General features: G+C 66.9%; 20 protein-coding genes and 1 pseudogene. 7 read left to right on the top strand and 14 right to left on the bottom strand.

The window, feature by feature from the left end; all coding sequences use genetic code 11:
* Window positions 1-220: 220 nt before the first annotated feature.
* The 12 genes from RCF34_RS01810 to RCF34_RS01755 form a co-directional block, all read right to left on the bottom strand.
* A complete protein-coding gene (locus tag RCF34_RS01810) occupies window positions 221-910 on the bottom strand; it encodes a response regulator (protein WP_308706624.1) in 690 nt (229 codons plus the stop codon).
* 198 nt (window positions 911-1,108) lie between these two features.
* On the bottom strand, window positions 1,109-3,739 hold the full coding sequence (locus RCF34_RS01805) for a sensor histidine kinase KdpD (RefSeq protein ID WP_308706623.1): 2,631 nt from the start codon (window positions 3,737-3,739) through the stop codon (window positions 1,109-1,111).
* The gene (gene kdpC, locus RCF34_RS01800) at window positions 3,736-4,287 is read right to left on the bottom strand and encodes a potassium-transporting ATPase subunit KdpC (protein ID WP_308706621.1); all 552 of its coding nucleotides are present in this window, start codon (window positions 4,285-4,287) and stop codon (window positions 3,736-3,738) included. The genes RCF34_RS01805 and kdpC overlap by 4 nt, the downstream gene beginning before the upstream one ends.
* Before the next feature lie 10 nt (window positions 4,288-4,297).
* Window positions 4,298-6,328 (bottom strand): potassium-transporting ATPase subunit KdpB, encoded by a 2,031-nt coding sequence (kdpB, locus tag RCF34_RS01795; RefSeq protein WP_308706620.1) that lies wholly within the window; start codon window positions 6,326-6,328, stop codon window positions 4,298-4,300.
* Window position 6,329: 1 nt separating this feature from the next.
* On the bottom strand, window positions 6,330-8,027 hold the full coding sequence (gene kdpA / locus RCF34_RS01790; RefSeq protein ID WP_308706619.1) for a potassium-transporting ATPase subunit KdpA: 1,698 nt from the start codon (window positions 8,025-8,027) through the stop codon (window positions 6,330-6,332).
* Window positions 8,028-8,036: 9 nt separating this feature from the next.
* On the bottom strand, window positions 8,037-8,126 hold the full coding sequence (locus tag RCF34_RS01785) for a potassium-transporting ATPase subunit F (protein WP_017640468.1): 90 nt from the start codon (window positions 8,124-8,126) through the stop codon (window positions 8,037-8,039).
* Window positions 8,127-8,264: 138 nt separating this feature from the next.
* Entirely contained in the window at window positions 8,265-8,483 is a 219-nt protein-coding gene (locus RCF34_RS01780; protein ID WP_308706618.1) for a hypothetical protein, read from the bottom strand.
* A 128-nt stretch (window positions 8,484-8,611) separates the two neighbouring features.
* Window positions 8,612-9,616: an endo-1,4-beta-xylanase gene (locus RCF34_RS01775; RefSeq protein ID WP_308706617.1), complete on the bottom strand. Its 1,005-nt coding sequence runs from the start codon at window positions 9,614-9,616 to the stop codon at window positions 8,612-8,614.
* A 135-nt stretch (window positions 9,617-9,751) separates the two neighbouring features.
* Entirely contained in the window at window positions 9,752-9,964 is a 213-nt protein-coding gene (locus RCF34_RS01770) for a hypothetical protein (RefSeq protein ID WP_059229620.1), read from the bottom strand.
* A 249-nt stretch (window positions 9,965-10,213) separates the two neighbouring features.
* A complete protein-coding gene (gene acnB / locus RCF34_RS01765; protein WP_308706616.1) occupies window positions 10,214-12,814 on the bottom strand; it encodes a bifunctional aconitate hydratase 2/2-methylisocitrate dehydratase in 2,601 nt (866 codons plus the stop codon).
* Between the two features lie 351 nt (window positions 12,815-13,165).
* Window positions 13,166-13,897 (bottom strand): aspartate/glutamate racemase family protein, encoded by a 732-nt coding sequence (locus tag RCF34_RS01760; RefSeq protein WP_308706615.1) that lies wholly within the window; start codon window positions 13,895-13,897, stop codon window positions 13,166-13,168.
* A gap of 7 nt (window positions 13,898-13,904) precedes the next feature.
* Complete coding sequence (locus RCF34_RS01755) at window positions 13,905-14,609, bottom strand: GntR family transcriptional regulator (RefSeq protein WP_308706614.1); 705 nt, start codon at window positions 14,607-14,609, stop codon at window positions 13,905-13,907.
* A gap of 298 nt (window positions 14,610-14,907) precedes the next feature.
* On the opposite strand from RCF34_RS01755, the gene RCF34_RS01750 reads away from it, so the two are divergent.
* The 3 genes from RCF34_RS01750 (at window position 14,908) to RCF34_RS01740 (ending at window position 17,624) form a co-directional block, all read left to right on the top strand.
* Window positions 14,908-16,353: an NCS1 family nucleobase:cation symporter-1 gene (locus RCF34_RS01750; RefSeq protein ID WP_308706613.1), complete on the top strand. Its 1,446-nt coding sequence runs from the start codon at window positions 14,908-14,910 to the stop codon at window positions 16,351-16,353.
* 109 nt (window positions 16,354-16,462) lie between these two features.
* Window positions 16,463-16,939, top strand: coding sequence for a DUF1289 domain-containing protein (locus RCF34_RS01745; protein ID WP_308706612.1), 477 nt, complete (start codon window positions 16,463-16,465; stop codon window positions 16,937-16,939).
* 73 nt (window positions 16,940-17,012) lie between these two features.
* Window positions 17,013-17,624: a tRNA isopentenyl-2-thiomethyl-A-37 hydroxylase MiaE gene (locus tag RCF34_RS01740; RefSeq protein ID WP_308707508.1), complete on the top strand. Its 612-nt coding sequence runs from the start codon at window positions 17,013-17,015 to the stop codon at window positions 17,622-17,624.
* Between the two features lie 27 nt (window positions 17,625-17,651).
* Here the strand turns inward: RCF34_RS01740 and RCF34_RS01735 are convergent, their stop codons facing one another.
* Window positions 17,652-18,353, bottom strand: coding sequence for an endonuclease I family protein (locus tag RCF34_RS01735; protein ID WP_308706611.1), 702 nt, complete (start codon window positions 18,351-18,353; stop codon window positions 17,652-17,654).
* A gap of 138 nt (window positions 18,354-18,491) precedes the next feature.
* On the opposite strand from RCF34_RS01735, the pseudogene earP reads away from it, so the two are divergent.
* The 3 genes and pseudogenes from earP to RCF34_RS01720 all read left to right on the top strand — a co-directional run.
* A pseudogene (earP, locus tag RCF34_RS01730) lies at window positions 18,492-19,619 on the top strand (elongation factor P maturation arginine rhamnosyltransferase EarP); the annotation flags it as partial.
* A 48-nt stretch (window positions 19,620-19,667) separates the two neighbouring features.
* The gene (efp, locus tag RCF34_RS01725) at window positions 19,668-20,234 is read left to right on the top strand and encodes an elongation factor P (RefSeq protein WP_308707507.1); all 567 of its coding nucleotides are present in this window, start codon (window positions 19,668-19,670) and stop codon (window positions 20,232-20,234) included.
* Window positions 20,235-20,355: 121 nt separating this feature from the next.
* Complete coding sequence (locus tag RCF34_RS01720) at window positions 20,356-21,096, top strand: sulfite exporter TauE/SafE family protein (RefSeq protein WP_308707506.1); 741 nt, start codon at window positions 20,356-20,358, stop codon at window positions 21,094-21,096.
* A gap of 144 nt (window positions 21,097-21,240) precedes the next feature.
* Here the strand turns inward: RCF34_RS01720 and RCF34_RS01715 are convergent, their stop codons facing one another.
* A complete protein-coding gene (locus RCF34_RS01715) occupies window positions 21,241-22,092 on the bottom strand; it encodes a LysR substrate-binding domain-containing protein (RefSeq protein ID WP_308706610.1) in 852 nt (283 codons plus the stop codon).
* Between the two features lie 101 nt (window positions 22,093-22,193).
* On the opposite strand from RCF34_RS01715, the gene RCF34_RS01710 reads away from it, so the two are divergent.
* Window positions 22,194-22,445, top strand: a complete 252-nt coding sequence (locus RCF34_RS01710) for a DUF1127 domain-containing protein (protein WP_308706609.1) — start codon at window positions 22,194-22,196, stop codon at window positions 22,443-22,445.
* Window positions 22,446-22,455: the final 10 nt, after the last annotated feature.

The following is a 22,455-nucleotide window of genomic DNA, read 5'->3' as shown; positions in this document are numbered from 1 at the left end:
GTCCCGCAATTACGCTACGTTCAAGCCCATAGCGGGGCGATCTGTTTCCCGGCGCCTTTCTAACTGCGGCTACCGTCGTATTCATCATATCCTTTAGCCTTCCGCGCGCTCATGAGATAAGGCCAATGCCAGCCATACTTATGCCGACGGTCATGGACGGGTGATAACGGGGAAGACGGCTTATTTCCGCACTGGGCGAGCAGCATTCAGCCCAGGACGGCTAACCTTCGACGCGCAAGCGATAACCCACGCCGGGTTCCGTGACGACATAGCGCGGCGCCAGCGGATCGTCCGCCAACTTCTGCCGGAGATGGCCAATCACGATGCGCAGATAATGACTGTCCTGCGCATGGGTCGGGCCCCAGATATCGATCAGCAATTGCCGCTGGGTCACCACCCGTCCCGGATGGTGGGCGAGGGTGGCCAGCACGGCGTATTCCTTGCGGGTCAGGGCCACTTCGCTGCTGCCCAGAAGGACCCGACGATAGGCGAAATCCACCTTCAGATCGCCAACCTCCAGCGCCGCGACCTGCTGGGTCGCCGTGGCCGGGGTCTGCCGCAGCAGGGCGCGACTGCGGGCCAGAAATTCCTGGATACCGAAGGGCTTGGTCACGTAGTCGTTGGCGCCGGCATCCAGGGCGCGGACCTTCTCGCGCTCGTCCGCTCGCACCGACAGCACCAGCACCGGTACGGCGGACCATTCGCGCAGGTCCACCAGTACTGCCTGGCCGTCGCGATCGGGCAGGCCCAGGTCGAGGATGACCAGGTCCGGCTGGCCCAGCGCCGCCTGGGCCAGGCCTTCGGCGCCGGTGGCGGCTTCGCTGACCTGGTAGCCTTGGGCCGCGAGGCTGATGCGCAGGAACTTGCGGATCTGGGGTTCATCGTCGATGACGAGGACGTGAGCGGGCATCTGAGGGGGTTCCACACAAGAGGGCGTCATCGTAGAGCCTGTTCAAAGGCTGCTGCGTGTCGGCCAAACGGCGTTGAAAATGGCTTCGGAATGCTCATTTACTACCTGAAGACTCCGCTTCCTCAACCATTTTCGGCTTATTTGGCTCTAGCTCGCGAGCCTTGAACAGGCTCTTGGCCGCTGCGACCGCCGGGTGATTCAGCCTTGTTCCACCGGCGGCACGGGCAGTGGCAGGTGCATGCGCATCGTGGTGCCGCGACCGTCCAGGCCGTCTTCCACGCTGACCCGTCCGCCATGGGCGCCGACCATGCCCTGGCAGATCGCCAGACCCAGACCGGTCCCCTGGCCGCCCCGATCGCCGCGGGCGGCGGTATAGAACATGTCGAAGATCCGCGTGCGGTCCTCGGGCGGAATGCCCGGGCCTTCGTCGGCCACGGCCATCTGCAGTTCAGTGCCCTGGCGCCGCAGGCTGATCTCCAGCCGCCCGCCGGGTGCGGAGAAGCGGATGGCATTCTCCAGCACGTTGACCAGCGCCTGTTCGATCAGCGCCGGATGAACCCAGAGCAAGGGCAGGCCCGGCTCGATCCGGGTGGCCACCTGCAATCCGCTCAGCAGCGGCTGCAGGCGCTGCAGGGCGCTGGCCAGGATGTCGCCGGGGTCGACCCAGTCCCGCGCCAGCTGCAGGCTGCCGTGGCCGAGGCGGGTCATGTCCAGCAGATTCTGGATATAGCGATCGAGGCGTTCGGCCTCTTGGCGGGTGGCTTCCAGCAACTCCTGGCGATCGCCGGCGGGAATGGCCTCGCCCAGGGTCGCCAGGGCATCGATGGAGCCGCGCATCACCGTCAGTGGCGTGCGCAGGTCGTGGGACACCGAGGCGAGGAGGGCGCTGCGCAGCTGTTCGGTCTCGCCGTGCAGGCGCGCGGCTTCGAGATCCTCGCTGAGGCGCACCCGCGCCAGGGCCTGGGCCAGCGGCTGCGCCAGGCTGGCCACCTGGCGACGTACGGCGTGGTCCAGGGGCTGGGCATCGTCACGCCGTACGCCCAGCACGGCCAGGCTGCCGCTCTCGCTCAGCAGGGGCCACCACCACCAGCCACCGGAGGGCAGGGTATCGGTGCCGCACCCGGCCGGCTTTTCCTGCTTCCAGGCCCATTCGGCGGCGATGCGTTCGCTGTCGGCCAGCATGAGATCGCCCGGTTGGGTCACCAGCCGGCCACCCTTTTCCGGCAACAGCAGGCAGACGTGGCGCGTCGCGTCGCCCAGTTGCTTGAGGGTGACGCTGACCACCGCCTGGCGATCGCTGGCGGCGCTCAGCTGGCGGGTGAAGTCCAGCAGCGCCAGGGTCTCGCGCTGGGTCCGACGCAGCGCCTGCAGCTGGCGCCGCTGGCGAGCGGCCAAATCGCCGGTGAGCAGGGCCATCAGCAGGAAGAAGGCCAGGGTGAGGACGTCCTGCTCGCGGTTGATGGTCAGTGAGAAGGCCGGCGGAATGAACAGGAAATCGTAGGCTAGAAAGCCCAGCAGGGCGCAGAACAACGCCGGGCCGCGACTGCTGCGTACCGCCACCAGCAGGACGGCGGCGAGAAAGATCAGCGAGATATTGGGCAGTTCCAGCAGTCCGGACAGGCCCTCGGCGATGGCCGCGGCCACGGCGGTCGCCAGGACGGCGGCGCCATAGGGGCCGGGCCTGATCGCCCGACGCGGCCGGGCAGCGGGCGGCGCGTCGCGATCCAGATCGAGGATGGCGATTTCCAGCCCCTGGGCCAGGCGCAGCAGGCGACTGGCCAGGCGGCGCCGCAGACTGAAGCCGCGCGGGCGGCCGCGGCCGATCAGCAGCACGCTGGCGCGCTGGTCGCGGGCATGGCGGACCAGGGCGCGGGCCGGATCGCTGTCGCGCAGGGTCAGCACCTCACCGCCCAGGCGCTCGGCCAGGCGCTGGCTGGCTTGCAGGTTGGCGCGGGCGGCATCGTCCAACGGCTGGCCGGTGTCGACGTGGACCAGGGTCCAGGGCAGGTGGCGTTGATCGGCCAGGCGGCTGGCATGGCGTACCAGGCGCTCCGCCGACGGCGCGGTACCGGCGCCGACGATCAGGCGGCCCAGCAGCGGCGGCGCGGCCTGGCCCTGCTGGCGGTATCTCAGGGCGAGCGCCGAATCCACCTGGACGGCGGCGGTGCGCATGGCCAGCTCGCGCAGGGCGGTGAGGTTGGTCTGGCTGAAAAAGGCATCGATGGCCGCGCGCGCCTGCTCGGGCACATAGACCTTGCCCTCGCGCAGGCGCTCCAGCAGTTCCCGGGGCGGCAGATCGATGAGCACCAGGTCATCGGCGTCGAGCAGCACCTGGTCGGGCACGGTCTCGCGCACCTGGACGCCGGTGATGTCGCGCACCTCGTCGTTGAGGCTTTCCAGGTGCTGGACGTTGACCGTGGTGTAGACGTTCAGGCCGGCGGCGAGCAGGTCCGCGACGTCCTGCCAGCGCTTGGCATGGCGACTGCCGGGGGCATTGCTGTGGGCCAGTTCGTCGACCAGCACCAGTTCCGGCGGATCGGCCAGCAGGCCTTCCAGATCCAGTTCGCTGAGCTTGAGGCCGCGGTGCTCGACCCGCCGCAGCGGTTGCTGCGGCAGGCCGGCGAGGAGGGCGGCGGTCTCCCGCCGCCCATGGGTCTCGACGATCCCCGCGCGTACCCGGCGGCCCTGGCGCAGGGCGGTCTGGGCCGCCTGCAGCATGGCATAGGTCTTGCCTACGCCAGGCGCCGCTCCCAGGAAGACCTTGAGGCGCCCACGGCCTTCGCGGTGTTCGGCGAGCAGCGCTTCGGCGCGCCCGGTGCTGTCGGTCATGGAGCCAGTTCCGCCAGGGCCAGATTGAGAAGCAGGACATTAACCGTTGCCGGGCCGAAGCGCGAGGTGCGCGTCTGCTCGCTCACCAGGGCTTCCAGACGCTCCGGTGCCAGGCCGCGTGCGGCGGCGACGCGGGCGATCTGGTAGCGGGCACCGGCCGGGGTGAGGTCAGGGTCGAGGCCGCTGGCGGAGGTGGTCACCAATTCCTGGGGCACCGGGCCCTGACCGGCCACCTGGGCGTCGGGCAGCGCCTTCTCGATCCGCTCGCGCAGCCCCGGCGCCGACTGCGCCAGGTTGCTGGCGCTGCTGGAGACGGTGGCGTAGTCGCCGGCCGAGGGGCGCGGCTGGAACCACTCGGGGCCGCTGAATTTCTGGGCGATCAGGCGCGAGCCGAGGACGCTGCCGTCGGCACGCTGGAGCAGGCTGCCGCCGGCCTGATCGGCGAACAGCACCTGGCCGAGCACCGTCACCAGCAGGGGGTAGGCGCCCCCGGTCAGGGCGCTGAGCAGCAGGAGCATCAGCAGGGCGGAACGCAATTGCATGAGCATGGCGGTCTCCTCAGACCAGACCCAGGGCGCCGAGCGCCAGGTCGATAGCTTTGATGCCGACGAAGGGCACGACGATGCCGCCCAGCCCATAGATCAGCAGGTTGCGACGCAACAGGGCGGCGGCGCTGGCGGCCTTGACCCGGACCCCGCGCAGCGCCAGGGGAATCAGCGCGACGATGATCAGGGCGTTGAACACGATGGCCGACAGGATGGCGCTCTGCGAACTGGCCAGGTGCATCACGTTGAGCACGTTCAGCTGCGGATAGATGCCGGCGAACAGCGCGGGCAGGATGGCGAAGTACTTGGCCACGTCGTTGGCCACCGAGAAGGTGGTCAGGGCGCCGCGGGTCACCAGCAGCTCCTTGCCCACCTGCACCACGTCGAGCAGCTTGGTGGGGTCCGAATCCAGGTCCACCAGGTTGGCGGCCTCGCGGGCGGCCTGGGTGCCGTCGTTCATCGCCATGCCGACATCGGCCTGGGCCAGGGCCGGGGCGTCGTTGGCGCCGTCGCCGCACATGGCCACCAGCTTGCCTTCGGCCTGTTCGCTGCGGATGCGCTCCAGCTTCTTTTCCGGGGTGGCTTCGGCGATGACGTCGTCCACCCCGGCCTCGGCCGCGATGGCGGTGGCGGTCAGGGGGTTGTCACCGGTCACCATCACGGTGCGGATGCCCAGGGTGCGCAGTTCGGCGAAGCGCTCGCGAATGCCCGGCTTGACCACGTCCTTGAGGTGGATGGCACCCAGCAACCGGCCTTCGCCGCAGACCAGCAGCGGGGTGCCGCCACTCCTGGCGATGGTCTCGATCTCCCGGGCCAGCACCTCGGGCAGGTCGGCGCGGGTCTGGCCGAGAAACATCAGCACGGCGTCCACCGCACCCTTGCGATACTCGCGGCCCTGCCAGTCGATGCCCGACAGGCGCGTCTCGGCGCTGAAGGGAATGGCTATGACCTGGGCGCGTGGCGGCTCTTCCAGTGGGTGCAGGTTGCGCAGGTATTCCACCACCGAACGGCCTTCCGGGGTCTCGTCGGCGAGCGAGGCATAGAGGGCGCCCTCGGCCAGGGCCTTGGGGGTGATGCCCTGGGCCGCGTACAGGGCACTGCAGCGGCGGTTGCCGAAGGTGATGGTGCCGGTCTTGTCCAGCAGCAGGGTATGGACGTCACCGGCGGCCTCCACGGCGCGCCCCGAGGTGGCGATCACGTTCAGCCGTACCAGGCGATCCATGCCGGCGATGCCGATGGCCGAGAGCAGGCCGCCGATGGTGGTGGGGATCAGGGTCACCAGCAGCGCCACAAGGAACAGCAGCGGCAGCTCGCCACCGGCCAGGACGGCGAAGGGCTGCAGGGTCACCACCACCAGCAGGAAGATCAGCGTGAGGCCGATCAGCAGGATGTCCAGGGCGACCTCGTTGGGGGTCTTCTGGCGCTTGGCGCCCTCCACCAGGACGATCATCCGGTCCAGCGTCGATTCGCCGGGGTTGGCGGTGATGCGCACCCGGATCCAGTCCGACACCACCCGGGTGTTGCCGGTCACCGCCGAGCGATCGCCGCCGGATTCGCGGATCACCGGCGCCGATTCCCCGGTGATGGCCGCCTCGTTGACCGCGGCCACGCCTTCGATGATCTCGCCGTCACCGGGGATCAGCTCGCCGGCTTCCACCCGCACGATCTGGCCCTTGCGCAGGGAGCTGGCCGGCACCATGCGCTGCTCGCCGTTTTCCTCCAGGCGCGCGGCCAGGTTCTGGCCGATGCCCTTGAGGCTGTCGGCGCGGGCCTTGCCGCGCCCCTCGGCGAGGGCTTCGGCGAAGTTGGCGAACAGCAGGGTGAACCACAGCCAGAGGGTGATCTGCACCGCCACCCCGGTGCTCACGCCATTGCTGGGTGCCAGGCACAGCAGGGTGGAGAACAGTGCGGTGACCTCCACCACGAACATCACCGGCGAGCGGATCTGCTGACGCGGGTCGAGCTTGACGAAGGCCTGCCGCAGCGCCTGGCGCCACAGGGTGCCAGGGGTGGGAGTGGGCAGGGTGTGGGTCTGGGCATCCATTTCAGCGGACTCCGAACAGTTGCAGATGGTCGGCGATCGGCCCCAGGGCGAGCGTCGGCAGGAAGGTCAGGCCACCCACCAGCAGCAGGGTGATCACCAGCAGGGTGACGAACAGCGGGCCGTGGGTGGGGAAGCTGTTGGGGCCGAGCGGCACGGGCCGCTTGGCGGCCAGGCTGCCGGCGATGGCCAGGACCGGCAGGATGTAGCCGAAGCGACCGATCAGCAGGGCCAGGCTCAGCATCAGGTTGTGGAAGGGCGTATTGGCGCTGAAGCCGCCAAAGGCCGAGCCGTTGTTGGCCGTGGCCGAGGTATAGGCATAGAGCAGCTGGCTGAAGCCATGGGGACCCGTGGCGGCGATCCCGGCGACGCCGGCCGGGACGCTGGCGGCGATGGCGCCCAGCACCAGCACGCCCAGCGGCATGACCAGCAGGGTCGCCACCAGCAGCCGCACCTCGGGCGCTTCCAGTTTCTTGCCCAGGTACTCCGGCGTGCGGCCGACCATGAGGCCGGCGATGAAGACGGCGATCAGCACGTTGAGCAACATGCCGTAGAGGCCGGCGCCGACGCCGCCGAAGATCACTTCGCCCAGCATCATGTTGAACAGCGCGATCAGGCCGGTCAGGGGCGCCAGGCTGTCATGCATGGCATTCACCGAGCCATTGGAGGCGGCGGTGGTCACCGTCGCCCAGAGCGCCGACGCGGTACCGCCGAAGCGGGTCTCCAGACCTTCCAGGGAAGCCCCCTGGGTGATCGCCAGGCCGGCCAGCGCGGGGTCGGCGTGGTTCTGGGCGCCGATGGCCACGGCGCCACCGATCACCAGCAGGCCGAACATGGCGGCGAAGATCGCCCAGCTCTGCCGCCGATCCTTGACGTAGTGGCCGAAGCTGAACACCAGGGCCGCCGGAATCATGAGGATCGCCGACAACTCCAGCAGATCGCTCAGCGCCGTGGGGTTCTCGAAGGGGTGCGCCGAGTTGACGCCAAAGAAGCCACCGCCGTTGGTGCCCAGCTGCTTGATCGCGATCTGGCTGGCGGCCGGGCCCAGCGGCAGGGTCTGGCTGGCGCCCTGCAGGGTGGTGGCATCGACATGGGCGGCGAACGTCTGGGGCACACCCTGCCAGATCAGCAGCAGCGCCAGGGGCAGGCACAGCGGCAGCAGCACATAGAAGGTGGCGCGAAACAGATCGACCCAGAAGTTGCCGATGGCCTGGGCGCTGCGGCGGGTGATGCCGCGAGCCAGGGCCGCGAGCACGGCCACACCTACTGCGGCGCTGACGAAGTTCTGCACACCGAGGCCGACCATCTGGCTGAAGTAGCTCAGCGAGGCTTCGCCACTGTAGGCCTGCCAGTTGGTGTTGGTGACGAAACTGATGGCGGTGTTCAGCGCCAGGGTCCATTCCAGCCCGGGCAGATGCTGCGGATTCAACGGCAGACCGCCCTGCAGCACGAGGATGGCGAACAGCAGCGCGATTCCCAGCCCATTGAACAGCACCAGGGCGATGGCATAGGTGCGCCAGTCCTGGCCGCGGCCATCGGTGCCCACCGCCTTGAGGGTCAGGCGCTCCAGGGGCCCGCCGACGAAGGTCAGCCAGGTCCGCTCGCCTTCCAGTGCGCGGTAGAAATAACGCCCCAGGAAGGGCGCGGGAAGAAAGGTCAGGGCCAGGAAGGCCAGGATCAGGAACGCGGCTTGGCTGTCCATGCCGCCTCCCTAGGAGCGGCCGGCGCGCAACAGCGCCGCCAGCAGATAGACGAACAGACCCAGTGCCAGGAGCAGGGCCAGAAGATTCCAGGGGGTCATCACGAGTTCTCCAGAGACGGCAGTTGCCGCGTGGAGAAATTGTCGGGAGGAGGGGCGTAAAGAAGCGAGGCGGGGAGCGGTGGTGGGGCGTAAAGAAAGCGTTAAATCGGCCCCGCCAGTCCTGGCGGAGCCTCGCGACTATTGCTTGGGTGCGTTCTGCTGTTCTTCCTTGGCCTTCTTGTTGGCCTCGTGGTGCCCGATGGCGCAGCCCGCGGCGGCGCCGGCAACGCCGTGACCACCGGCGACATGGCCCGCGGCGCCGCCGACCACGGCGCCCTTGACGCAACCGGCGGCGAAGGTGACTTGGCTGGCGCCGAGCAGCAGAGCAGACAGGGCAAGGGTAGGCAGGAGCTTCATGGTGGCGACCTCTCGTGGGTGCAAAGTAATGTCCTGTAACAATTGACCTGGCGAGGCTTCGGGGGTTCGCCGCTTGCTGCAAATCTTCCGTGGACAAGCCGCGCACCAGAGCCTGCCCGGACGACAAGCTACCCGTGGGGCGCCTGGTGCAGCACCGCCCAGAAGGCCGGTTTCGGTCGCTGCTGGCGATCGAACAGCAGCGGCTGGTCATCCCCTGGCGCCCCGGGCTGGTGGTTCAGCCAACTGTGGTCATCGGCCACGCCCCACCAGGTCACCGCGGCAACCTCGGGGTGGGCCAGCACCAGGGCCATGAGGTCGCGATAACGCTCGGCCTGCAGGTTCAGGCGCTGCGCCAGTGGCTGCTGCGGCTGGTAGTCGTGATGCTGGTAGAGGCTCATGTCCAGCTCGGTGATCTGGTTTTCCAGTCCGAGGCGGGCGAAGGTGGTGAGCGACTGATCGATCGCCGCCAGGGATGGCCAGTAGATACTGATATGGGTCTGGTGGCCGATGCCCTGTACCGGCACGCCTTCTGCGAGCAGCCCCTTGACGACCCGCGCGAGACAGTCGCGCTTGGCCGGTTCCTGGGTGTTGAAGTCGTTGATGAACAGCCGCGCCTGGGGATCGGCGGCATGGGCGGCGCGAAAGGCCACGGCGAGATAGTCCGGGCCGACTACCTGCAGCCAGCGGTCGTTACGCAGGCAGCTGGGTTGGTTGGGATCGATGGCCTCGTTGACCACATCCCAGGCATAGACCCGGCCACGGTAACGCCCCACCACGGTGGCAATGTGCTGACGCAGCCGCTGCAGCACCCGCTCGCGCGAGGCCGGCTGGCCGCCATCCCCTTGCCAGAACCAGTCCGGCGTATGGCTGCCCCAGAGCAGGGTATGGCCGCGAATCGCCAGTCCATGGCGCTGGGCGAAAGCGACGATGGCATCCGCGGGGGCGAAGACGTAGCTGTCCTCCTGCGGATGGATGCGCGCGGGTTTCATGGCGTTCTCCGCCACGACACTGCTGAACTGTTGCGTCAGCAGGGCGCCATCGGGCCCCTGCAGCTGGTCGGGCTCGATGGCGGCGCCTATCTTCAGGCGCGGCTCATAGGCCGCGGCTAGGGAGCGGGTAGCGGTCGGCGCCATCGGTTCCGCGGCCCAGGCAGCCGCAGTGGCACTGCAAAGACCGAGAGACAACAGCATTGCGACGAGTGAGCGTGGCATCTGCGTGATGCTCCGGAAGGGGCGTGGGAATTAGCGATACGGCCGTGCGCAGCATCCTCAGGAGTGAGGATGCTGCTGTTCTTCCTTGGCCTTGGTGGCCAGGTGGTGGCCGATTGCGCAACCGGCTACCGCACCCGCGATGGCATGGTGTCCGGCGATATGCCCGGCCACGCCGCCTGCCACGGCGCCCTTGATGCAACCCGCTGCTAGACTCGTCTGGCTGACGGCGAGCAGCAGGGCGGTCAGGGTGATGGCAGCAAGACCTTTCATGGCGGGTACCTCAATGGTAATGGAGGGCCGAGGGTAAAGGCGCCTGGGTTAACCGGTGCTTAAGGCGCGTGCCTCTCACGCCAGCGAACGAGGCGTAGTGTGGAAAACGGCGCAGCCTTTTCCACGGACCGCTACCAATGGCCTCCCGCCCGGCCTTCCACGTGGACAAGCTGCGCGTTGTCCACACTACTGGGAGCGGACATAAAAAAACCGCCCCGAAGGGCGGTTTTTCAGTACCGAACGCTGGCGTCAGACTTCGACGGCGGCGATGCGGGCCTTCTCGGCGCTTTCACGGAATTCGGCGATCTGGTCGAAGCTCAGGTAGCGGTAGACGTCCGCGGCCATGCTGTCGATGCTCTTCGCGTATTCCATGTATTCCTCGACGGTGGGCAGCTTGCCCAGGATCGAGGCCACCGCCGCCAGCTCCGCCGACGCCAGATAGACGTTGGCGCCGTCGCCCAGGCGGTTGGGGAAGTTACGGGTGGAGGTGGAGACCACGGTGGCGTTGGCGGCCACCCGGGCCTGGTTGCCCATGCACAGCGAGCAGCCCGGCATTTCCATGCGCGCGCCGGCCTTGCCGTAGATGCCGTAGTAGCCTTCCTCGGTCAGCTGGTGCTGGTCCATCTTGGTCGGCGGCGACAGCCACAGGCGGGTCGGGATCGAACCCTTGACCTTGTCCAGCAGCTTGCCCGCGGCACGGAAGTGACCGATGTTGGTCATGCAGGAACCGATGAACACCTCGTCGATCTTGTCGCCGGCCACCTGGGACAGCAGGCGGGCGTCGTCCGGATCGTTCGGGGCGCACAGCACCGGCTCGTTGATCTCGGCCAGGTCGATCTCGATGACTTCGCTGTATTCGGCGTCGGCATCGGCGGAGAGCAGTTCCGGGTTGGCGATCCAGGCTTCCATGGCGCGCGCACGGCGCTCCAGGGTGCGCGGGTCACCGTAGCCTTCCTCGATCATCCAGCGCAGCAGGGTGATGTTGGACTGCAGGTACTCGGTGATCGACTCGGGCGACAGCTTGATGGTGCAACCGGCGGCGGAACGCTCGGCGGAGGCATCGGACAGCTCGAACGCCTGCTCGACGGTCAGGTCTTCCAGACCTTCGATCTCGAGGATGCGGCCGGAGAAGATGTTCTTCTTGCCCTTCTTCTCGACGGTGAGCAGGCCCTTCTGGATGGCATAGTAGGGAATGGCATGCACCAGGTCACGCAGGGTGATCCCGGGCTGCATCTTGCCCTTGAAGCGCACCAGTACCGACTCCGGCATGTCCAGCGGCATGACGCCGGTGGCCGCGGCGAAGGCGACCAGGCCGGAACCGGCCGGGAAGGAGATGCCGATCGGGAAGCGGGTGTGGGAATCGCCACCGGTGCCGACGGTGTCGGGCAGCAGCATGCGGTTCAGCCAGCTGTGGATGATGCCGTCACCCGGACGCAGGGAAACACCGCCACGGGTGCGGATGAAATCCGGCAGGGTGTGGTGGGTCTTGACGTCGATGGGCTTGGGATAGGCCGCGGTGTGGCAGAAGGACTGCATCACCAGGTCGGCGGAGAAGCCCAGGCAGGCCAGGTCCTTCAGTTCGTCGCGGGTCATCGGGCCGGTGGTGTCCTGGGAACCGACGGTGGTCATCTTCGGCTCGCAGTAGGTGCCGGGGCGCACGCCCTCGACGCCGCAGGCCTTGCCGACCATCTTCTGCGCCAGGGTGTAGCCCTTGCTGCTCTCGGCCGGCTGGTCCGGCTTGTTGAACAGGTCGGTCGGACCCATGCCCAGTTCGGCACGCGCCTTCTCGGTCAGGCCACGGCCGACGATCAGAGGGATACGGCCGCCGGCGCGGACTTCGTCCAGCAGCACGGGGGTCTTGAGTTCGAAGGTGGCGAGCACCTCGTCGCTGCCGTGGCGGGTGACCTTGCCGGCCTTGGGGTAGACGTCGATGACGTCGCCCATTTCCAGCGCCGACACGTCGAATTCGATCGGCAGGGCACCGGCGTCTTCCATGGTGTTGTAGAAGATCGGGGCGATCTTGGAGCCGAAGCAGAAACCGCCGGCGCGCTTGTTCGGCACGTAGGGGATGTCGTCGCCGAAGAACCACAGCACCGAGTTGGTGGCGGACTTGCGGGAAGAACCGGTACCGACCACGTCACCGACGTAGGCGACCGGGAAGCCCTTGGCGCGCACTTCCTCGATCTGCTTCAGCGGACCGATGCTGCCTTGCTGCTCGGGCACGATGCCGTCGCGAGCCATCTTCAGCATGGCCAGGGCGTGCAGCGGGATGTCCGGACGCGACCAGGCATCGGGGGCGGGGGAGAGGTCGTCGGTGTTGGTTTCGCCAGGGACCTTGAACACGGTCAGGGTGTACTTCTCGGCGATTTCCGGACGCTTCTTGTACCACTCGCCTTCGGCCCAGGACTGCATCACGGCCTTGGCGTGGGCGTTGCCGCCCTTGGCCTTCTCGGCCACGTCGTGGAAGGCGTCGAACATCAGCAGGGTGTGCTTGAGCTGATCGGCGGCCACGGCGCCCAGTTCGGCGTCGTCCAGCAGCTCGACCAGGGTGGCGATGTTGTAGCCGCCCTGCATGGTGCCCAGCAGCTCGGTGGCGCGCTGGCGGGAGATCAGCGGGGACTGGGTTTCGCCCTTGGCGACCGCGGAGAGGAAACCGGCCTTCACGTAGGCGGCTTCGTCGACGCCCGGCGGCACGCGGTTGGTAATGAGGTCGACGAGAAATTCTTCTTCGCCGGCCGGGGGATTCTTCAGCAGTTCGACCAGACCGGCCGTTTGCTCGGCGTTCAGCGGCTGGGGCACGATGCCCTGGGCGGCACGCTCTTCTACGTGGTTACGATAGGCTTCAAGCACAGGTTGACCCTCATCAGTGGTCCAATATTGCGTCCGGGGGCTGGCGCCCCGGAATGTATCCGGCAGGGTATGACGGGGGAGGCTGCGGGCAGGACCGCCGTCGCGCCGGACGCATTCCGCCGGAAGCTGTTTTCAAAGTTTTACGCCGGCTGCTGAGGAGCTGATCGGCAGCAGGGCGGTTGATGAGGCCGCCGCTGCCGGATCACCGGATACTTCGCTCGTGACGCTTTGAAAACAGCTTCGTATCGGACATTGCGCCTATAAGGCTGCCTAATTCTACGCCAAGCCTCGGGCGAAGTTAAGCGCTGCGTTGTCGCATCTCTGCTACCGGTCGTTGGCCCTGGCCGCAGGCTAACGGCCCAGATGGGCGAAGCGTCCGCTGAAGGGCTTGGCGATGGGGTAGGCCAGGTCGCCGTGCTTGCTGGTGCCCAGTCCCAGGTCGACCAGTGACTCGGCCAGCTTGACCGCGGCGCTGACGCCTTCGATCACGGGGATGCCGATGGCCTCGCTCAGGGCCTCGCGCAGATCGGCCATGCCGCCACAGCCGAGCACGATGGCGCCGGCGCCTTCCTCGTCACGGGCGCGACGACCCTCGGCGGCGATCAGCTCGACCAGGCTGTCGTCGGCGGCTTCCAGGGCCAGCACCGGCAGGTCGATACAGCGCACCGAGGTGCACAGTTCGGCGAAGCCGTACCGCTGGAGCAGGTGCTCGGCGATGATGCGGGTGCGGGTGAGGGTGGTCACCACGGCGAAACGGGTGGCCAGCAGACTGGCCAGATGGAAGCCGGCCTCGGCGATGCCCAGCACCGGCCCCCTGGCCATTTCCCGCGCCGCGAGCAGGCCCGGATCGCCGAAGCAGGCGATGACATGGGCCGCGCAGCCGGCCTCGACGCCCTTGCGCATCTCCTCGATCACGCCGACCGCGGCCACCGCCTCGTCGTAGTGACTCTCGATGGACACGGGGCCGGCTTCGGGATTGCTGGCGAGGATGGTGGTGCCCGGACGGGCGATGGCCTGGGCCGCGCGACCGATCTTGGCGGTCATGCTGGCGCTGGTATTGGGATTGATGACCTGGATCTGCATGGGGGCCTCAACTGCGTTTGAAGATGCTGCGGAAATCGGGCTCGGCGGCCGCGGGCCGGTCGATCCGGAGGGACTCGCGGATCAGGCGCAGGTGGCGCGCCATCCAGTCGCTGGCGGCCGCACCCGCGCCCCGGGCGAGCAGGTCCAGCAGGTCTTCGTGCTGGCCGCAATCGCAGCCCAGGCTGTGCCGCGAGCCATAGATGGCGATCAGCAGCGAGGAGCGGCTGGCCAACTGGGCGACCTGTTCGGTCAGTACCTGGTTGTCGGCCAGCGCGGCCAGTTCGACGTGAAAGCGCGCGGACAGCTGGATCGCCAGGCTGTGGCGCCCGCCATGCTGGGCCTCGTGCTCTTCCAGGCAGAGCTGGCGCAGGGACGCCAGCTGGGCGCCGTCGACACGCGCGGCCACCAGCGGCATCAGCGCCGGTTCGATCAGCTGGCGCGCGGCGAGGATGTCCTGGGCTTCCTTGGCGCTGGGTTGGGCGACCTGGGCGCCGCGATTGGCGCGCAGGGTCACCAGCCGTTCCAGCGCCAGTCGCTGCAGCACCTTGCGGATGCCGGTGCGGCTGATGCCGAAGGTTTCCGCCAGGGTGTCTTCCGGCAGCCGGGTGCCCGGCGCCAGGCGATGCTCGACGATGGCCTCGAGGATGTCCTGGTAGATCCGCTCGTCCCGCGGGGAGGCGGCAACGGCGAGTGACGCGGGTACTGCACTCATGGGCTGACTCCGGCGATTTGCCTGAATTGTATACAAAGTCTGGGGCGCTGACGATGCGCGAATGTGGCGGGCGCTGTGCGCCAAGGTAGCGCCTTGCTGCCACCTGACGCCCCAGTGGGGTGCGCGCCCGGTAACGCCCCGGTCCTGGGATTAGCGCCTCCCATTCAGGAAATTCCCTGTGAAGCCAGCGAGTTAAGGCCATCTTGGGGCACCTGGCACGGACTCTGCCTAGTCGGATTGTATACAAAAAAAGGCGAGCGCCGTATGCAGGTGCCCGCCACCACGGAGGAGGCGATCCATGAACCAGCAGATTCCCCCGGGCTACAGCCCACGTCTGTACAACGATGACCTCGGCCCGGTCGAGCAGAAATGGAATTGGTACAACATCTTCGCCTTCTGGATGAGCGACGTGCACAGTGTCGGCGGCTATGTCTTCGCCGCCAGCCTGTTCGCCCTGGGCCTGGCCAGCTGGCAGGTGCTGATCGCCCTGCTGGTGGGAATCTGCATCGTTCAGGTGATCGCCAATCTGGTCGCCCGGCCCAGCCAGCAGGCTGGCGTACCCTATCCGGTGATCTGTCGCCTGGCCTTCGGCGTCTTCGGCGCGAACATCCCGGCGGTGATCCGCGGCCTGATCGCGGTGGCCTGGTACGGCATCCAGACCTATCTGGCCTCCAGCGCCCTGGTCATCGTGGTGCTGCGCTTCTTTCCCGCGCTGGCAATCTATGGCGACAGCAGCTTCCTGGGCCTGTCCTATCTGGGCTGGGGCGGCTTTCTCACCCTCTGGTTCCTGCAGGCCTGCGTCTTCTGGGCGGGCATGGAGTCCATCCGTCGCTTCATCGACTGGGCCGGTCCCGCCGTCTATGCGGTGATGTTCCTGCTCGCCGCCTGGATCGTCTGGCGCGCCGGCTGGAGCAACATCAGCTTCACCCTGGCGGAAAAGCAGCTGACCGGTTGGGCCGCCTTCGGCCAGGTGATCGTCGCCATCGCCCTGGTGGTGTCCTATTTCTCCGGGCCCACGCTCAATTTCGGTGACTTCAGCCGCTACTGCCGCTCCATGCAGGATGTGCGTCGCGGGAATTTCTGGGGCCTGCCGATCAACTTCCTGGCGTTCTCCCTGGTCACCGTGGTGATCGTGTCCGGCACCCTCCCGGTGTTCGGCGAGATGATCCACGATCCCATCGCCACCGTGGCCCGCATCGACAACACCACCGCGGTGCTGCTCGGCGCCTTCACCTTCGTGACCGCCACCATCGGCATCAACATCGTCGCCAACTTCGTCTCGCCGGCCTTCGACTTCGCCAACGTGGCGCCCAGCAAGATCAGCTGGCGCGCGGGCGGCATGATCGCCGCGGTGGCCTCGATCTTTCTCACCCCCTGGAACCTGTTCAACAACCCCGAGGTGATCCACTACACCCTGGACGTCCTGGCCGCCTGCATCGGCCCGCTGTTCGGCATCCTGCTGGTGGACTACTACCTGCTGCGCAAGGGCCGCATCGAGGTCGATGCGCTGTTCGACGACAGCCCGAGTGGCGCCTACTGGTACAGCGGCGGCGTCAACTGGGTAGCGGTCCAGGCGCTGGTCGCGGCGGCGCTGATCGGGCTGTGCTTCACCTTCGTGCCCTGGTTCAAGCCGATCGCCAACTTCGCCTGGTTCACCGGCTGCTTCCTGGGTGGGCTGTTCTTCTACGGCCTGAGCCGCCGCAGCGCCAGTCCGGTGGCGAGCCGAGGTGTCGCCGCGGTGTGATCCGCGTCCTGTGATCAGGATGGGATTCTGTACGACTGGCGCGGGCCACCCGCGCCGGTCGTTGACGTTTCCGGCTAGACTAGGTGTTTTGCTCCAAGGCTTGCCGCCCATGCCCGCTCCTGTCATCAAGACGCCCTGTGTCGGCCTGTGCTCGACGATGTTCGGCGATCACGTCTGTCGTGGCTGCAAGAGATTCCACCACGAGGTGGTGAACTGGAATCTCTACGGCGAAGAGGAGCGGCGCGCCGTCTGGGCGCGTCTGGAGCTGCTGCTGGTGCAGGTGGTGTCGGCCAAGGTCGATGTCTTCGATCCGGGGCTGTTGCGCCAGCAACTGCAGCAACGCAGCATCCGCTTCCGGCCCGATCAGTCGGAGTATTGCTGGGCCTATCAGTTGCTGGCGCGGGGCGCACGCCACATCCAGCAACTGGATGCCTATGGCGTACGCCTCTTGCCGGAGTTTCGCGATCGACCCTTGGCCGAGTTGCGCGACGCCATCGACCGGGAATTCTTCCTGCTTTCCGAAGCCCACTACGACCGCTACATCGCGCCGCGCTTCCTGCTCGAAGGCATCGACACCCGCGTCTGAACGCCAGCAGGCAGGCGGCGCTGCCCAGGCGCCTGCCTTTCTCTATAATGCGCGGCTTTTGCACGGGAGCACGCTGATGTCCTTGCCCGAGATGAACGAATTCCTCGGTTGCCACACGCCGGATGCCTGGGTCGAGGCCGCGCTGCAGGACCTGCCGACGCTGCTGCAGGACCACGCCAACAACGAGAAGAAGGCCGCCGGCGCCGCCTTCCACTATCTGTTCACCTATTCCAATCGCGCCGAGCTGTCCTGGAAGATGTCGCGCATCGCCCGCGAAGAGCTGCGCCATTTCGAGCAGGTGCTGCAGATCATGAAGCGCCGCGGCATCGAGCACCGCAACGTCAGTTCGGCGCGCTATGCCGGCGCCCTGCGCAAGCTCTGCCGCAACCATGAGCCGCTGAAGCTGACCGACAGCCTGGTGATCGGTGCCTTCATCGAATGCCGCTCCTGCGAGCGCTTCGGTGCGGTGGCGCCCCACCTGGACGCGGAGCTGGGCAAGTTCTACAGCGGCCTGCTGGCCTCCGAGGCCCGGCATTTCCAGGACTATCTCAAGCTCGCCTATCTCTATGGCGAGCGGGAGGACGTCGACGCCAAGATCGCCGAGGTCCGCGCCCTGGAGGTGGAATTGATCACCTCCGGTGATCGCGAGCTGAGATTCCACAGCGGGATTCCAACCGCCGCCTGAACGGCTGCGGACAGGTGCTGAGTCGCCTCACTTGCAGGCCTTGGTCTCGCCGACGTAGGGATTGCCGCGACCCATGATGCAGGCCAGGCGCTGATTGCGCTGGCGCTCCCAGGCCTCCGGGGGATACTGCTTGGTCCAGGCGGTATAGAGCTGGCGATCCTGCTTGGACAGGCGCAGGCCGTAGCGATCGCTCATGTAGAAGTAGGTGCGGGCGACCATGCCGCGGATCTCCGGGCGCGGCATGGCGGTCTTGGCCTTGAAGTCCACCACCATCTGGCAGGCGCCGTACTGGCTGGGTTTCTGCGGCAGCCAGCCGAAGGCGAAGTTGCTGCGGTCGCCATTGACCTCGCCGACCACCGGTACCAGGTTGAAGAGGTCGGCCTCGGCCTTCTGGTACACCGGGTCGTTGGCCGTGCAGTTCTTGCGACCGCCTTTCTGCCAGCACTGGCGCTGGTGGCCGATCACCCAGGCTGGGACGATGTGCTCCCATTCGATGCGGCTAGCGCGCTGGGCGCTCTTGCGCGGGACGTAGCCGCAGCTTTTCAGATCCACGGTGTTGCCGCTGTAGTGGCAGCCGCAATAGAAGTCCACACCTTGCTTGGCATAGACCTTTGCCGCCACCACCTTGGCTTCGCCGAAGGTACGCGGCGGCTGCGGCGGCTGCGGCGTCGCCAGGGCGCTCAGGGAAGCCAGGCTCAGGCAGAACAGCAGGGCAGGGCGCAACGACATGGAGAATCCGTCCGAAAAAGCGCGGATACTACCGGCCCGCTCTTGGTCGCGGTGTGACTGGGTTCACTGGAAGCCCTCCCGCGTCCGCCCGCCAATCAGGCGGAACACGATTCGATATCAATGACTTAGAGGTATGGCATGGCAGCCTGGGACATCTTCTGCACGGTGGTGGACAACTATGGCGACGCGGGTATCACCTGGCGTCTGGCCCATCAGCTGGTCGCCGAGCATGGACAGCAGGTCCGCCTCTGGATCGACGACCTCTATCCCTTGGCGCGGATCCAGCCGGGAGTCGAGGGTGCGGCCGAGCAGCAATGGCACCGCGGCGTCGAGGTGCGACGCTGGCACGCCGACTGGACGGCGACCGAGCCGGGTGACGTGGTGGTGGAAGCCTTCGCCTGCCAGTTGCCGGAAGGCTTCGTCAGCGCCATGGCGCGCCGCGCCGAGCGCCCGCTCTGGCTCAACCTGGAATACCTGAGCGCGGAGGAGTGGATCGAAGGCTGTCACGCCCTGCCGTCGCTGCAGCCCACCGGGCTGAACAAGTACTTCTTCTTTCCCGGCTTTACCGCCAAGGTGGGCGGGCTGCTGCGCGAGCGCGAGCTGCTCGATCAGCGTGACGGCTTCCTCCAGGCTGCCGCGGCCCAGGACGACTTTCTCGCTGGGCTGGGCGTCCGGCGCCAGCCCGGGGAGCGGCTGTTCTCGCTGTTCGCCTACGAGAACCCGGCGCTGATCGACTGGCTCGACGCCCTCAGCGCCGGTGCCCGGCCCACCTGCCTGCTGGTGCCGGAAGGGCGGGTGCTGGCGAACGTTGCCGCCTGGCTCGGCGTGGACTGGCTCAAGGCCGGCGACGGCCATCGTCGCGGCGCCCTGCGGGTGCAGGTGCTGCCCTTCGTCTCCCAGCAGGAGTACGACCGGCTACTGTGGTGCTGCGACTTCAATGCCATCCGTGGCGAGGACTCCTTCGTCCGCGCGCAATGGGCGGCGCATCCCTTCGTCTGGCACATCTATCCGCAGGAAGAGGACGCCCATTTCGTCAAGCTCGAGGCCTTCCTGGCGCGCTATGTCGCGTCCGGCACGCCGGCGCTGGCCGCCGCGGTCAGCGCCCTCTGGCTGGCCTGGAACGGTCGCGGGGACCTGGCGGCCGCCTGGTCGGCGCTGGAGGCGCAGGTCGAAACCTGGCGTCTGCTGGCGCGTGATTGGAGCGATCGGATGGCTTCTCACAGCGATCTTGCCGGCAGCCTGGTGCATTTCCATACAGATTGGCTATCATATGGCGCCTCGAAATCCCGTTCTTCCATCCATACGGATAACCGCATGAAAACCGCACAAGAGTTCCGTGCCGGCCAAGTGGCCATGATCGACAACGCTCCCTGGGTCATCCAGAAAGCTGAATACAACAAGTCCGGCCGTAACGCTGCAGTGGTCAAGATGAAGCTGAAGAGCCTGCTCTCCGGCAGCGCGACCGAGACCGTCTTCCGCGCCGACGACAAGCTCGAGCCGGTGATTCTGGATCGCAAGGAAGTGACCTATTCCTACTTCGCCGATCCCCTGTACGTGTTCGTCGACAACGACTACAACCAGTACGAAGTCGAGAAAGACGACCTGGGCGATGCCATCGCCTTCATCGAAGACGGCATGACCGACGTTTGCGAAGCGGTGTTCTACAACGACCGCGTCATCTCCATCGAACTGCCCACCACCATCGTGCGCCAGATCGCCTACACCGAGCCGGCCGTTCGCGGCGACACCTCGGGCAAGGTCATGAAGACCGCTCGCCTGAACAACGGCTACGAGCTGAAGGTCTCCGAGTTCTGCGACATCGGTGACCACATCGAGATCGACACCCGTACCAACGAGTACAAGTCGCGCGCCAAGGTCTAAACCTGGCATCTCGATAGAAAGCCCGGCTTGCCGGGCTTTTTGCTGTCTGGCGCTCCGCTGGCGGTGCGCCGGACAGCGGTTTCCGAATCCGTTCGCTTCTGGGTAGTGCGCCGTGGAATTGCTGTCTCAGCTCTTGATTGATATCGCCCTCGGGGCGGTGCTGGGTGTGGTGGGTGGGTTGTTCGGCATCGGCGGCGGCTTGATCGCCATCCCGGTGCTGGCCCTGCTGTTCGGCCTCGACCAGCAACTGGCCCAGGGCACCGCCCTGGTGATGGTGGTGCCCAACGTGCTGCTGTCGGTCTACAAGTACAACCAGCGCAATCGCATCGACTGGCAACGCGCCGGTCTGCTGGCCGCCGCCGGCATGCTCTCGGCCCTGGCGGGTACGGCGCTGGCGGTGTCCCTGGACGCCCGCTCCATGCGCCACGGCTTCGTCGGCTTCCTGCTCGTGCTGGTGCTCTACAACCTCTGGCAACTCTATCGCCGTGGCCAGCCGCCGCTGACCACGCCGAGTCGCCTGGGGCTCGGGGTGCTGGGGCTGGTGGCAGGGCTGGTCGGCGGGCTGTTCGGCGTCGGTGGCGCGGTGATCGCCACCCCCATTCTCGCCGGGGTGATGGGCATGACCCAGGTGGCGGCCCAGGGCATGTCGCTGGCCATGGCGTTGCCCACCACCGGGGTCACCCTGGCCAGCTATGCCTGGCACGGGGAAGTGGATTGGCACGTCGGCCTGCCGCTGGCGCTGGGTGGCCTGCTCAGCGTCAGCTGGGGCGTGCGGCTCGCGCACCAGTTGCCCGAGCGGCTGCTGCGCCTGCTGTTCTGCGGTTTTCTGCTGCTGTGTGCGGTGCTGCTGGCGCTGCGCTGATTAGACGTTGTCTGAAAAATGCCTGCGCATTGGTGATGCTGCGTTAAAAATCAGCTCGGAATGCTCATTTACCATTTGTAAACTCCGCTTCCTCGCTGATTTTTGCCTTGCCTCACCTGCGCTCGTCGACTTTTCAGGCAAGTCCTACTGCCGAAAGCCCTCGGCGATATGCTCGGCGAGGGTGTCGATGATCGGCGAGGCGCTGCGCGGATTGCGCAGCAGTTCGATGGAGCAGGCCGGCAGGTCCGGCATGCCGTCGGCTTCTCCCAGCCGGCGCAGCTCGCTCGGCAGCAGGCTTTCCAGTTGCGCGGTGACCGCCAGGCCGGCCTTGACGATGCCGAGCAGAGCGGCAAGGCTCGGGCTGCTGTAAGCCAGGCGATAGCCGCGTCCGCGATTGTCCAGCGCCCGGCGCGCCCATTCGCTGAGAAAGCACGAGGTGTTGAACATCGCCAGCGGCAGCGGATCGCGCTGGTGGACATCGAAACCCGGCGCCTCGGCCCAGATGAAGCGCTCGCGACGCAGGGGGAGGCCGATCTCGTTGCCCGGTTCACGGGTGACGATGGTCAGGTCCAGGTCCTGGCGTTGCAGCAGGCCGGCGGTGGTCTCGCAATGGACGTCCACCTGCACCAGTGGATAGGCCTTGGCGAAGCCGGCCAGGATGCCGGGAATGAACCTCATGACGTAATCGTCGGGGGTGCCGATACGCACCGTTCCCACCATGTGCGGTTCGCGCAGGGTGGTCATCACCTCGCCATGCAGCTTGAGGATCCGCCGGGCGAAGCCCAGCAGGATCTGACCCTCCGCTGTCAGGCGCACCTGGCGGCCCTCCCGTTCGAACAGCCGCCGCTGCAGCACGTCCTCTTCGAGCTTGCGCATCTGCATGCTCACCGCCGACTGGGTGCGGTTGACTACCTCGGCCGCGCGGGTGAAGCCGCCCTGATCGGCGATGGCGACGAAGGTGCGCAACAGATCGGTCTCTATGCTCGGATAATTCATGACATCAACCAGGTGAATGGATCGCATCAGAAAGATTCGTTGGATTGATGTTATGCCGGCTTTCAGACTTGCGCCACACCCCCTGGAGAAGGAGATTCACCATGGCCCGGCTCATGGCTCAACGAGATTCGTCCGCGCATACCCCTGGTGTTCCCGGCGTCACCTTCCGTCTGCGGCAAGTCTGGGCTTGGTTGCGCCGCGCGGTGGAGCTTTCCCACCAACGCCGGGCGCTCTATCGACTGGATGAGGGCGCGCTGCACGACCTCGGTCTGAGTCGCGCCGATGCCTGGCAGGAAGCCGACAAACCGTTCTGGCAGCAACCCGCAGAGGAGGGCCGCCGCCGATCCTGCTAGGGTGGAAGAT

The sequence above is a fragment of the Pseudomonas sp. 102515 genome, assembly GCF_031085165.1.
Lineage (GTDB): Bacteria > Pseudomonadota > Gammaproteobacteria > Pseudomonadales > Pseudomonadaceae > Chryseomonas.
The sequence above is the reverse complement of the archived record's forward strand: the minus strand, read 5'-3'. Positions and strand labels throughout refer to the sequence as shown.

Bases quoted from the DNA above. Each gene is read 5' to 3' on its own strand.
- RCF34_RS01810 (WP_308706624.1), bottom strand. From the start codon at position 910: ATGCCCGCTCACGTCCTCGTCATCGACGATGAACCCCAGATCCGCAAG.
- RCF34_RS01805 (WP_308706623.1), bottom strand. From the start codon at position 3,739: ATGACCGACAGCACCGGGCGCGCCGAAGCGCTGCTCGCCGAACACCGC.
- kdpC (WP_308706621.1), bottom strand. From the start codon at position 4,287: ATGCTCATGCAATTGCGTTCCGCCCTGCTGATGCTCCTGCTGCTCAGC.
- kdpB (WP_308706620.1), bottom strand. From the start codon at position 6,328: ATGGATGCCCAGACCCACACCCTGCCCACTCCCACCCCTGGCACCCTG.
- kdpA (WP_308706619.1), bottom strand. From the start codon at position 8,027: ATGGACAGCCAAGCCGCGTTCCTGATCCTGGCCTTCCTGGCCCTGACC.
- RCF34_RS01785 (WP_017640468.1), bottom strand. From the start codon at position 8,126: ATGACCCCCTGGAATCTTCTGGCCCTGCTCCTGGCACTGGGTCTGTTC.
- RCF34_RS01780 (WP_308706618.1), bottom strand. From the start codon at position 8,483: ATGAAGCTCCTGCCTACCCTTGCCCTGTCTGCTCTGCTGCTCGGCGCC.
- RCF34_RS01775 (WP_308706617.1), bottom strand. From the start codon at position 9,616: ATGGCGCCGACCGCTACCCGCTCCCTAGCCGCGGCCTATGAGCCGCGC.
- RCF34_RS01770 (WP_059229620.1), bottom strand. From the start codon at position 9,964: ATGAAAGGTCTTGCTGCCATCACCCTGACCGCCCTGCTGCTCGCCGTC.
- RCF34_RS01760 (WP_308706615.1), bottom strand. From the start codon at position 13,897: ATGCAGATCCAGGTCATCAATCCCAATACCAGCGCCAGCATGACCGCC.
- RCF34_RS01755 (WP_308706614.1), bottom strand. From the start codon at position 14,609: ATGAGTGCAGTACCCGCGTCACTCGCCGTTGCCGCCTCCCCGCGGGAC.
- RCF34_RS01750 (WP_308706613.1), top strand. From the start codon at position 14,908: ATGAACCAGCAGATTCCCCCGGGCTACAGCCCACGTCTGTACAACGAT.
- RCF34_RS01745 (WP_308706612.1), top strand. From the start codon at position 16,463: ATGCCCGCTCCTGTCATCAAGACGCCCTGTGTCGGCCTGTGCTCGACG.
- RCF34_RS01735 (WP_308706611.1), bottom strand. From the start codon at position 18,353: ATGTCGTTGCGCCCTGCCCTGCTGTTCTGCCTGAGCCTGGCTTCCCTG.
- efp (WP_308707507.1), top strand. From the start codon at position 19,668: ATGAAAACCGCACAAGAGTTCCGTGCCGGCCAAGTGGCCATGATCGAC.
- RCF34_RS01715 (WP_308706610.1), bottom strand. From the start codon at position 22,092: ATGAATTATCCGAGCATAGAGACCGATCTGTTGCGCACCTTCGTCGCC.
- RCF34_RS01710 (WP_308706609.1), top strand. From the start codon at position 22,194: ATGGCCCGGCTCATGGCTCAACGAGATTCGTCCGCGCATACCCCTGGT.